Raw genomic sequence first — 11,255 nt, 5'->3', positions numbered from 1 at the left:
TGCAAGTCCAAGGCCTGCAGCAGTTGCGGCCTCAAGGCCACCGAGCAGTGGATTGCTGAGCAGCAGCACATCCTGCCCGACTGCGACTGGCAACATATCACCTTCACCATGCCCCACTTGTTGTGGCCGTTCTTCAATAACAACTGGCCCCTGCTCAACGACCTGTTTCGCTGCGCTACCGGGGCCATGCTCCGCTGGGCACGCCAACAGGGCATTGAAGTGGGTATCTTCTGCGCGCTCCATACTTATGGCCGGCAGCTCAATCAGCACCCGCATATCCACGTATCCGTCACCCGCGGCGGCCTCGATGCCAAACACAAGGTCTGGCGACAGCTGTTCTTTAAAAAGAAAGACGTAGAGCAAATCTGGCGCAACGCCGTCATTTACCTGCTGCGTGACAACTATGCGGGCATCAACCCCAGTTCCCTGCCAGGCTTCGGCCATATTCGTAACGAGGAGCGGTGGTACCGCTACCTGCACGCGCAATATCGTCGAGCATGGAAAGTGCACTTTGCCAAAAAGACCCGTGGCGCCTGGCGCAGCGTGAAATACCTTGGCCGTTATCTGAAGCGCCCGCCAGTGGCGGCTTCCCAGCTCCGGCATTATCGCGGCGGTGCCGTGGTCTATCAGTATTACGATCACCGCACGCAGCAATATAAACGCCAAAAAATCAGCCAGGAAGAGATGCTGCAGCGTTATATCAGCCATATTCCGGCGAGGCATTTTAAAATGGTGCGGTACTACGGCTTTTTGGCCAACCGCAAACGGGGCCAACTGTTGCCGAAGGTCTACGAAGCGCTGTCGATGACGGTGCGGGATAAGCCCAAACGGCCCGGGTTCGCGGTGTTGATGAAAGGTTTCCTGGGCACAGATCCGTACCAATGCATCTTGTGCGGCGATCGGCTGCGATTTGCCGGTGCGGAGGCGGGCAGGCATGTGACAGAATTACTGTCGACCAGGCTACAGCGGATGGAGAAAAAGCGATGGCTTCAGGCACCGGCTCTGGATAAGTGCGCCTGAAAAATGGATTTTAGAGTAAAAACACAGCAAAACCGGCATTTTCACGCATAACCTATCGCGATACCGCACCATCAGGAGGAGTTGCACGCTACGGTTGATGGTTAGGGATCCCCAAAAAATTCTTTTGAGATTCCTAACCATGAACGGCCAAGCGGCCTGATGAGAAACCTGTGGTTAGGAATGGCTGATTAAAGGCCATCCAATTTTTAAGGTTCATCAGGCGCGGAACTCATCAGGGCGCGGGCGTAAGGCTCATTCAGACGCCGGATAGATTCATGCAAGCCAACAATATCTTCAGTATCAGTGTTGCAAAAACGGGAGTGATCATAGATTCCTAACCATCAAGGCGTCGATGGCATCCCGTTTGACAGTCAGCAGGAAGCCAATGGTTCAGCCTGCAGTATCGGCCGCGCGATACCGATACCGACACTGGCCTTGGATTTTAATGTAAGTTTCATTCATTCTCCACAGGTGACCTAATAACGCAACACTCTACCATCATCTACTCCAGGTTTCGCAGGCTCAGGACGTCAGCCAGATACCAGCGGACACATTGTGCGATGATATCCACGGGGTAATGCAGACGTTTAAAGACATTTCGAATCAGAGATAATAATGGACAACGTTACAATAAAACAGCATGTTACCTGGCTACATCTAGCCTTACTTTGTCCTTGCTTGCGGTACGAAACGTGAATCCTGTGGGAATAATCCGCTGGCCTCTTGAGACCATCGTAAGCTTTCCGCAGCATTATCCTGGAACAAGAGGATCTTAATCAGGCTGTAGTATACATTTGCATCCGTATGGCGCTGCAAATATACTTTCGCCCATCCGGTATAGTCCGTCAGCAGCCTCGGGTTCTGCGTTTGGTTATACATTAGCAGCCCATAGATTTGCATATCAAAATCGCGACGTTCCTGGTGCGCCCATGCAGCCAACGATGGCATCGAACGCACAGGGGCAATATCTCGCAGCCCGCCGCGTTCAAACGCTGTCAGCACCAGGCCACCATACATCGCATATCCCATAAACACTATACCAACCAGCGCTACCGGCAATGCCAGAAAGCCCACGAAGCGGCTGAGGTTCACTGATATCCGTCTACGGCGCCTGATACTCAAACGATCGGCCATCGCCAACAACAGCAATAGCAGCGCCCAGTGCCAAGCCGAAAGGCTGAACGGATACTCAGTCTGGCTATGCAGTAGGAGGGGGAAAGCTATAATGCAAAGCGCCAATGGCAACTCGGCGCAACCCTTTTGCCAACAACACCAACTGCGCCAGAGCACACTACCTACACCAACGATTAGCAACAGCATGCTCAGAAGCCCAAACACGCCTGCCTCTACCCACATAAAAAGCAGTTCGTTATGCGGATGCGTTACCACGCCCAGACCATCGGTCGAGAAACCTTGCGCCAGACGGAAATGCTGGAAACTGTATTCAAAACTACCAAGCCCCCAGCCTAACCATGGACGCTGTTCAACCATTGACCAAGCGGTTTGCAGCATCGCCAATCGCGCATGATTGGACATGACCATACTGCGCGTAGCACTTTCCTCCGTGGTCTGTAACATCAACAAACTCAACAGTAGGCCTGCTGCTACAGCTGCTATGGCATAGCACGCTGATCGCGGATAGCGCCGCAGGCATAGCAGCGGTAATAATAACGCCGCTGCCGTGCCCAGCCAGCCAATACGCGATTGCAGGCAAACCAATACGCCCGTAAACAAAACGACACAGGCTTGCAGCACTAGGTTTCTCAGCCCTTCCTGGCGCCGGGATGCAAGAGCGAACTCCGGCAACAGCAATAACGTCAACGCTCCTCCCAGTCCGCATGCAATAAAGCTGGCCAGCAAATTGACCTGCTGAAAAACACCGTAAGGTCGACCATTAATCTGTGCGTAAGGCACCCAGTCACCCAGACCTATAAACTGCATTCCGGCGGAAAAAGCCTGCCAATAAACGGCGGCCAGCAGCATATATAGTATCCCCTTTCCTATGCGTAGCTGTAACAGGGCGCCATAGAACAGCCATCCGCCTAGCAAAGCCATAAGGTGCCAACCGGCAAGCGGATGCCATACCGATGAAGTATAAAATAAAGGCACCACCAGTAGCACAGTGCCCACACCATAGAAGCACAGCATCGGGTTGACAGTTAACGCGGCACCACGGCAGCAAAAACGGATAGCCGCAGCGCAAGTCACGCAGCACATAATCGCCCAGGCCAATATGTTCTGCGGCAAAGCAAGACCGCTGCCACCCATATTGGGAAGCTTGAGCTGCATTAGTAAGGCGATGAAGACTGCCACACACATAAAGTAAGACATTGTCGGCTTTTTTTTAGTTGTCATTAACTTTTTCACACGTTCATTCCAAATAAAACTAAGAATATATTTAAAAGTTATTTCACTTCAGACAAAACACTATACCAATCAATAGTATCGAACTTTTTACGGCAGTAATCCGTTTTGCCAGAGCCGTTCGAAAATCCCTGCATCACACCACTCTTGGAAACGACGGTACCAGGCGGATGACCCAGCGGTGAAACGTGGAATAGCTAATAACAATACCGCGTTTCACCATTATCCTGACAGGTTACTCAAACTCCGTGAATAAACCAGATACCAGCGAACGCATTTCGCGATAGTATTAATGGAGCAATGCAAAATACTAAATACTTTTGTTACCAGAAATATGGGCAGGCAACATTATAAAAAACAGCATGTTGCCCGACCACACATTAGTGCGCCAAAACCAGAATTCTCATACCCCACAAGGCTATAAAAATACTTGACAAATTAATAACCATTCATTACCTGAAGTTATGAAAAATGTGTCCCATATAATGCTATTGTTTTAATGTGCCATTCATTACATTTATCTACTGTGCGCTCATTACTAAAACGGCACTTCCAGAGAAAGAACCAGTATTGACATCTGCATTCGCGTTTTTCACTAAATGAAACTCGAAGGCGCTACTCCCAGCACCTTGATTTAATAGTGTGCTTATCGAAGCACCAGGCTTGACTTTTTCTCCTTGATAATACATCTGAACACCAATATTATCATTACTTAGCCTTATTAAATCATTTGAAAATTTTGATGGAACGGCGGAAAGACTAATATTAATAGGGATCGAAATGGGATTTTTACATCGATAATTAATATTGATTGTGCGTACAATCGTGGAAGATGTATCAGAGGTCTTTAGTTGATTTTTACTTATTGAACCAAAATCAACTTTAATATCTTCCCCATTATTTATTTCGCATGTCCCTGAGGTTACCATGGTTGAGTTTCCTGCTATAATATTCCAGTTATAATTATAAAGGCCTCCCGCAGGTATACTGAAGAATCTCATGGATATTTTTGCCATTATATCACCTGCTTTAATCTTCACTAGTTTACCTGGAGTATCCGATACAAAATAAGTTATTTTTATTGGTATTGGATGGAAATTAATATCATTAAAATAATAAACTTGAACTGACTGCGGATACCTAATTGGAAGTTTCCCGTAGGGCCGAGAATTAACTGTTACGGATGTATTAAAAATATCATTATCTAATACTGTAGTAATTCCTTGAGCGCCCAGGTACAGATAATCGTCTCGATACTCTGGACTGTCATTTCTACAGGAAAAAAACGGGGAGAGATCAAAAAAAATCATATCACCAGGCGCTATAGTCTGGTTTAAAGGAATGGTTATATTAAAGTCTTTGCTCATATCCGTATATATATTACCATTTTGATCTCGGCAAGTGAACGCGTTAACATTAAAAGATAAAATTAAAATAAATAAAAAAAAACCAATCTTCATCATATAACCTCAAGTATCGAGATACCAATATTAAATAAAATTAATTTACAACTCAATCTCAATTATTCCTTACCAATTACATATTTAATTTATCTTGCTATAACCTTACGTTACAAGTCATCGTTCGCCCTAACACTTTTGGTATCAAAGACCTTTAGGAAAGGAAATAAGCCATATCCCAAGGAATTATAGCGCAGCCAGTTGTAAAGTTCGACATCACGCCGAAATCCCATCTTACGCATCGCGCTCATCTTATGATTACTCACCGTTTTAATACTAATAGCCAGCATTTGTGCGATTCTTTTTATCGTCATTTCCTGTAAAATCAATTGTAGTACCTCATTTTCACGTGGAGTTAGTCGATTATTTTGACAAACACAATTTTTTCTGTGTGAACATTTGTTCACCCATGTTTTTTCGCGCTCAAGCTCGGTGCTTATTAAGTGCAGTATGGTGGTCAACGACATATCATGATAAATGACACTAGACTCCAGTGTACAGCGGGCTGTGTTGGACGAAAAATGGTGCACCTTCCGTGTTCTTAACGAAAAATACAGCACCCTCCTCCCTATATTATGAAGGTGGCAAAAATAGCTAGGCACACCGGGAGGAAAATAACTGAATACTAAATCAGCTTCATTAAACTGCTGCATTTTAACAAATTTCGTACGTTTTCCACGCGCATTAAAATACTGCGTTAAGGCCTCTTGCAAACCGATTCTGAAGTAAATGTTGTTATCGAATAAAGCAATTTTAATCAAGGAACTCACTCCTTAAATAATACCAGTAGCAGATCTCCAATACATTGAGTACATTAAGTATTCATCAGCCATTAATCCGCTGAATAATGACATCGCAGAATTCCACTCTAATAACCTTATTTTCATTGATAACGCACGGCGGTAGCACAACTATGGTGACTTTCACCGTGATCGATATCGACGTCCGAGCTAACTGCAAGCGACTGGCGGCCAGCAGGCTGGAAACCGCCATTCGCCTTCATATCGCTTTCTCCATCTCGCTGGCTAAAACCTCAGTCATAACTCAGATGGAAATGCACTACGGCCCGATAGCTCCCGGCTATCAGATCTGCTGATGTCCGCTCAGGGATTACTTTATAAGTCAACGTATCCTGCCCGGGCAGCAGCAGCAGCGGTGCGCCTCGACTACCGAGTCGAACATCCTTACCGCTCGCATCTTCCAGCCGCAATCCCAGCCCCGAAACACCTTCGACTTTCACAAGTTGTGCGTTATCTGAATCACGCGCTGCCCGAAAACTCACCGTCACCGCAGGTTGACCGGGGGCACTACTCCTTCCGCCACGACGCAGATCGCGGCTACTTATCGAATTGCGTAAACAGTCCGTCAGGCGTAACTCAAACCTTACTGGTACGCCCTGGGCACCAACCGTCTGCAATCGGCCTGTTCCCGTTTCGCCCAGAGAAATATCCTGACGTGCGCTGGTCATCTCCAGTCGACAAGCGCTCTCCGTCAGAGCCCCGTGTACGTAAAGGGCGCCATTAGCTCCCTCAACGTTCCAGTTATCCACCGCATGCACCGCCGGCATCAGCCATAGCATCATCGCGAGCGTCAGTGACACCATCAGTGCCAACCCGCCCAGCGTTCCGTAATAACGCAACTCATGCAGCCAGAGGGCGGAGTGTGCTTTGTTATCCATGTGTTTTTTCATTGTCGCCTTCCACGTTGCAGCTAATATCTGGAGCGATTATCCGCCGTTCTCTTCCGACACGACTGAACACGTAACGCCGGTACAGCTGAAACTCAATTGTGGTCGGCCGCCATAGTCGTTGACGTAGGTCAATACCGGGCTATTTCCCACACTGGCTGCACTGACCGTCAGCGGCAGTGTGCTTTTAGGAGACACCATCATCGGTTCGAAGCCTTTAACGCCCTGGCTGTCTTTTTTATTACTGGCATCCACCAGGGTGATATAGTACGGTGTCGGATTGTTCACTACGTACTTGTCTCCCTGCCGACTCAGGGTCAGCTGCTCTTGCGGTGGTTTCGTGTTGTTATTAATTTCAACAGCAGGTGGACGATAGAAAAATTTAATGCGCGTTTGTAGTGCAATCTGCAATGTATTCGGTTTATCACTCTTTGGCGGGATCTCCCGTAAGTTGAAGTAGTACAGGCTCTCTCTGTCTTGCCGCAGCAGTTTGGCTGCCGGCAGCGCCTGGATTTTCACCTGACTCGGTTTGCCTGGTTCAATACGCTGCACTGGCGGCAGTACGGTGAAAGGGCTCTGGATTTTGTTGCCCTTCTCATCTTCTATCCAGCCTTGTGCCAGATAGGGCAGTTGCTTGTTCTGATTACTGATATTCAAGCTGACCGAGTTCTGACTGCCATTAAAAACTACCCGTGTCCGGTCCAACGCAATGGCGGCAAAAGCCTGTTGTATACTCATCATACCCAGCAGCGCGATGGTCGACGATAAAAATGTATTTCGCATAGCAAGTTCAACTCCGTATTATGTTTCGTTATTATTTTGCGTGTGCTTCTCATCCGGTCAGGTGGTTAGTAAAGCTGTACTTGAGGACACCCACTCCGGTGCTATAGCCGTTGCCGTCACATCATTAATATATCTGGCCTCACCGAGCTTTCGTTCCGGCTGGTATCGATGTATTCAGCGGATGACATGGCAGCAGCAGCGTGTTCATCAGCATGTCCGGCGGCAATGGCGTCGGCATACGTATTTCGCACTGTGCTCCGCCGTTCCAATGTACCGCCATGATCTCGCCGGCATTAATGCCGCTCAGATAAACACTGCCACCATCATTCACCAAACCTGTTTCCTGTTGGCGCGCATTTCGTACCGAGGCGCCAAACGGTGGCTCTCGGCCATCAGCCAGCTTGATAACAGCCATCGCTTTTTCACCCGAAATCACGTCAAACTTGCGATAACCGATAGCTCCTTCCGTCAGTGTTGCCTGCACCACTGAATCGGTGGCTTCCGCCTTGTCACCCAGTTTGTTCAGGTCGATACTTGCCTTGTTACGGTAGTAGCTATTGACATCGCCAATTACCGCCTTACCCCAGGCATTGGTATTGATGGTGCTACCGTATCCGCGCACCGGTACATCCGGCACACCGTTGGTATCAATGAGCATCCGGGTGCCGCCAGCAATGCCGGCGCGATGTGCAGCCCCTCCCTCAGCCGTCAGCGTTAGTCCCCCCTGAGTAGACATGCCTACCGCACTGTACTGGTCTTGCTGATAGCTGGCATTGGCACTCAGGCGTGCTGCATCACCTTCATGATTGTAATAGCCGCTGACATTGACTCCGCTGCGCGCACTGCCCGCGCTCAGCTGATAATTATTGTGTTCATCAATCCGGTTGTAGTACGACGCTCGATGGGAACTATCGTTGCGATTTACTGTACTGATATAGCTGACCGTTCCGTTATTACCCCACGGCATGGACAGCGACAGGTATCCACCATCATCTTTGGTATTGTTATACTCGTTACGGAAAGCCGACAGTGACAGGCTCACATTGCGGAATCGGCCTACATCGAAGTAGCGCGACAGCGTCAGGTTATAGCGGTCACTGACCGGCCTGTCCCAGTAGGTCTCATGACTGTAATTGAGATAGCTGCTTAGCCCCCACTCCCGGAAATTTTTATTGAAGGTGATGGTATACATTTCTTTGCCACTGCCGGTTCGATTGCCGTTATATTTCGCATCAAGATAGTCACTCATGCTCATGAAATCGCGTTCAGAAAAACGGTAGCCGGCAAAGGTTACCTGACTATCGTATTCGTCAAAGTTCTTCGAGTAACTAAGCCGATACGAGCCGCCACTCAGCGTACCGTCCTCTTTCGATAGACGTGCTCGTGATTGAGTTGCGTCGAATGACAGGGCACCCAATATCAGCAGATCACGTCCGATACCCAGTGATAGCGCGTTGTAATCACCACCTGCCAGCGCGCCGCCATACAGCGACCAACCATTACTTACCCCCCAGGAGAACTCACCGGTACCAAACATTGGTCCACGAGAATGATGATTAAAATCAGAGGGTTTACCGGCGGCAAACTTGAAGCGTACGGAGCCTGGACGTGTCAAATATGGGATGTTTGAAGTATTCATTACAAACTCCTGTACACTACCATCCTGCTCTTCTACTCGTACTTTCAGCTCGCCGCTGACCGCATCGTTAATGTCCTGAATACGAAACGGCCCTGCTGCCACTGTAGTTTCATACAGCACTCGCCCCTGCTGGGTGACAGTAACCTTGGCGTTGGTTTTTGCCACACCTACCACTTCAGGTGCATAGCCACGCAGATTCGGCGGCAGCATGTTGTCGTCTGATACAAGACTGGCTCCCGCAAACCGGAAACTGTCGAACATGCCCGAGTCCAGGTAGCTCTCGCCCAGCGTCAACTTCGAGCGCAGTACTGGTATGGCGCGGTAAGCATAATAACGGCTCCAATCCAGTCGATTGCTGGATGTTGCCGATTTACCCGTCTGACGCTCTTGAGTCGCTTGCCAGTCAGCACGAAGCCGCCAGGCCCCCAAATTGGCGCCGGTGGTTCCGTTACCGCTTAATGCATAATTATTGCTACCGCTGCGCTGATTCTTTTGCGCACGGGCATTGAGATTGTAATCAAGTAATAATCCGGGAATACCGTCATCCCAGCGTGATGGGGGATCCCAATTGTCATCGGTATATTCCAAATACGCCTGGGGAATGTTTAGGTAGAGAGACGAAGTTGAAAGATCCCCTTTCACAGTCATCCCTTTAATGCTGCTCTCATCGAGACACTCTCCCTGATGCCACCAGGTCAGCTCTTTCTTCAGACTTTCTTTTAGGCCGAGTTGGTCAACAAGTGCCGTGTTGAGACAGGCGCGACTACCATTTGGATCATTTTCTGGCGCATAAAACGGTATCTGCTTTTCAGGCAGATCGTTTTTATTAATATGTACCACTAAACCGTAAACGCCAGGCATGATATAACCGTCTGTTGAGAACTGACTCAGATCGATGTTTTTACGGTCGCTAATATCTAATACATCAGTGTTAAATTGAATAGCATCGGCAGCATAGACCAATGCGACTGGATTTCCCAGAGAGAGTGCAACGCAAAGCGTTAGAGACTGAATGCGAAATAAATACCCTGCCGGTGAAAGCATAATAATCCCTTTAATAACGAATTAACCGCCAGTGGAAATAAACTCAAAAATAGTCTAACTTAAAACGCACGGTGCCGAAATATGCTCCTGCCTTGAGTGGATGTTGATTAGGCATCAGAACCATGGAGTAATTCAGAACTTTATTGCCCTTAGTTACTTCTTCAAGCGGCAGCGGTTTTCCTGGTGTAATCGATAAACCATTTGTATCTTTTATCTTCAGTGCAATACCGCGAGCATCTCCCTGCAGCCCAAAGAGCACATCTTCAGCATGGCCGTCAAACGTGACTTGAAAGAATTTCCAATCATTTTTATTTCCAGACCGTTCCAGAATACAGTTAACTAACTCAATGCTGAAAGGTTTTGCTACTCCCTGCCCTTCGCGAATGATCTGACCAACAGAGAGGACCCCCATGTCTATGGTCTGATTTTCACTGCCTGCGGCAATGGTGCAAGCGGTATCAACAATGGTCCCGGTAATGCCAACAGTTCCCCATCCCTGCGTAGAGGAAGTAGCATAGCCGGGTAAAACAGCCAGCGACGCCAAAAGAATCTTTTCCTTGTGATTCTTGAGTAAAAACATTGAGGCACGCCTTTTATAGTTACATTAACCAGGCATCATAAGCCTGATACCTGGTCGATTAGGCTTGAAACTATTTACTGATAAGCCAGTGTGAAATTAGCCACTGCTGTAAAATTACCGGGAACAACAGCAGTGGATGCGTTAATCCCCTGTAAGTATGCGGCAAAGTTTAAGGTATTATCATTAGCACCTATTGTTTGTGCTGCAGTAGCCGTCCCCAGGGTAATAGGCTGACCACCCGAGGAGATAGCTACACCTGCACCGCGCGCAGTCCCCGTGATGGCGAGTAAGCTATTGTTGGTTGGTACTGCAGCACCGTTAAAGGTGGTTCTTACCGATTTCAGCGTTGTGTTATCACACTGTTCAAGCTTAATCTGGAAGTTACGAGGTGTCGATTGACCGGTGTTGCCGTTACTTCTCAACAGGGTGCTGGAAATCGCACCCAGTTCGACAGTCTGGTCAAGCGAACTAGGAGCAATCGAGCATGGTGCATCAATGATAGAGCCCGTGAAAGTTACCGTACCACTCCCATTATCGGCTGCCTGAGCCATCGATGTCGCGCCAAAAGCAATCACTGCAAACATCATAACTTTATTAAGCTTCATATACGGTCCTTATATACATGGAAAATAACATCAAGATCAGGTAAAGCCAAACGAGAGTAAAAGACCTAAGGTC

At 48.1% G+C, this 11,255-nt stretch carries 9 protein-coding genes and 3 pseudogenes; 1 reads left to right on the top strand and 11 read right to left on the bottom strand.

Annotated elements, in window-relative coordinates; genetic code table 11:
* Positions 1-1,020 (top strand): IS91 family transposase (locus tag ACMV5I_RS28325; protein ID WP_414825841.1); only part of this gene is annotated, 1,020 nt, incomplete at its 5' end.
* Between the two features lie 393 nt (positions 1,021-1,413).
* Here the strand turns inward: ACMV5I_RS28325 and ACMV5I_RS28320 are convergent.
* The 11 genes and pseudogenes from ACMV5I_RS28320 to ACMV5I_RS28270 all read right to left on the bottom strand — a co-directional run.
* A pseudogene (locus ACMV5I_RS28320) lies at positions 1,414-1,627 on the bottom strand (IS6 family transposase); the annotation flags it as partial.
* A 56-nt stretch (positions 1,628-1,683) separates the two neighbouring features.
* Positions 1,684-3,387, bottom strand: a complete 1,704-nt coding sequence (locus tag ACMV5I_RS28315) for a Wzy polymerase domain-containing protein (protein ID WP_414825840.1) — start codon at positions 3,385-3,387, stop codon at positions 1,684-1,686.
* A 65-nt stretch (positions 3,388-3,452) separates the two neighbouring features.
* Positions 3,453-3,558, bottom strand: a pseudogene (locus ACMV5I_RS28310) (IS5/IS1182 family transposase); the annotation flags it as partial.
* Positions 3,542-3,720 (bottom strand): annotated as a pseudogene (locus tag ACMV5I_RS28305) (IS6 family transposase); the annotation flags it as partial. The pseudogenes ACMV5I_RS28305 and ACMV5I_RS28310, both read right to left, overlap by 17 nt.
* Before the next feature lie 185 nt (positions 3,721-3,905).
* Positions 3,906-4,847, bottom strand: coding sequence for a fimbrial protein (locus ACMV5I_RS28300; RefSeq protein ID WP_414825839.1), 942 nt, complete (start codon positions 4,845-4,847; stop codon positions 3,906-3,908).
* Positions 4,848-4,954: 107 nt separating this feature from the next.
* Positions 4,955-5,614, bottom strand: coding sequence for a helix-turn-helix domain-containing protein (locus ACMV5I_RS28295; protein WP_414825838.1), 660 nt, complete (start codon positions 5,612-5,614; stop codon positions 4,955-4,957).
* Between the two features lie 263 nt (positions 5,615-5,877).
* On the bottom strand, positions 5,878-6,522 hold the full coding sequence (locus tag ACMV5I_RS28290; protein WP_414825837.1) for a fimbrial protein: 645 nt from the start codon (positions 6,520-6,522) through the stop codon (positions 5,878-5,880).
* A 48-nt stretch (positions 6,523-6,570) separates the two neighbouring features.
* Complete coding sequence (locus ACMV5I_RS28285) at positions 6,571-7,314, bottom strand: fimbria/pilus periplasmic chaperone (protein ID WP_414825836.1); 744 nt, start codon at positions 7,312-7,314, stop codon at positions 6,571-6,573.
* Positions 7,315-7,453: 139 nt separating this feature from the next.
* Positions 7,454-9,997 (bottom strand): outer membrane usher protein, encoded by a 2,544-nt coding sequence (locus ACMV5I_RS28280; RefSeq protein ID WP_414825835.1) that lies wholly within the window; start codon positions 9,995-9,997, stop codon positions 7,454-7,456.
* 43 nt (positions 9,998-10,040) lie between these two features.
* Positions 10,041-10,577 (bottom strand): fimbrial protein, encoded by a 537-nt coding sequence (locus ACMV5I_RS28275; protein ID WP_414825834.1) that lies wholly within the window; start codon positions 10,575-10,577, stop codon positions 10,041-10,043.
* A gap of 74 nt (positions 10,578-10,651) precedes the next feature.
* Entirely contained in the window at positions 10,652-11,182 is a 531-nt protein-coding gene (locus ACMV5I_RS28270) for a fimbrial protein (RefSeq protein ID WP_414825833.1), read from the bottom strand.
* Between the last annotated feature and the right edge of the window lie 73 nt (positions 11,183-11,255).

Origin of the sequence: Serratia sp. T13T92, assembly GCF_047530105.1 — a bacterium.
In the GTDB taxonomy this organism is placed as follows: Bacteria; Pseudomonadota; Gammaproteobacteria; order Enterobacterales; family Enterobacteriaceae; genus Chania; species Chania fonticola.
This window is presented reverse-complemented; position numbering and strand designations above follow the sequence as displayed.

What these genes read in the sequence shown, in the direction of transcription:
- ACMV5I_RS28300 (WP_414825839.1), bottom strand. Translation starts at nt 4,847, where the DNA reads ATGATGAAGATTGGTTTTTTTTTATTTATTTTAATTTTATCTTTTAAT.
- ACMV5I_RS28290 (WP_414825837.1), bottom strand. Translation starts at nt 6,522, where the DNA reads ATGGATAACAAAGCACACTCCGCCCTCTGGCTGCATGAGTTGCGTTAT.
- ACMV5I_RS28285 (WP_414825836.1), bottom strand. Translation starts at nt 7,314, where the DNA reads ATGCGAAATACATTTTTATCGTCGACCATCGCGCTGCTGGGTATGATG.
- ACMV5I_RS28280 (WP_414825835.1), bottom strand. Translation starts at nt 9,997, where the DNA reads ATGCTTTCACCGGCAGGGTATTTATTTCGCATTCAGTCTCTAACGCTT.
- ACMV5I_RS28275 (WP_414825834.1), bottom strand. Translation starts at nt 10,577, where the DNA reads ATGTTTTTACTCAAGAATCACAAGGAAAAGATTCTTTTGGCGTCGCTG.
- ACMV5I_RS28270 (WP_414825833.1), bottom strand. Translation starts at nt 11,182, where the DNA reads ATGAAGCTTAATAAAGTTATGATGTTTGCAGTGATTGCTTTTGGCGCG.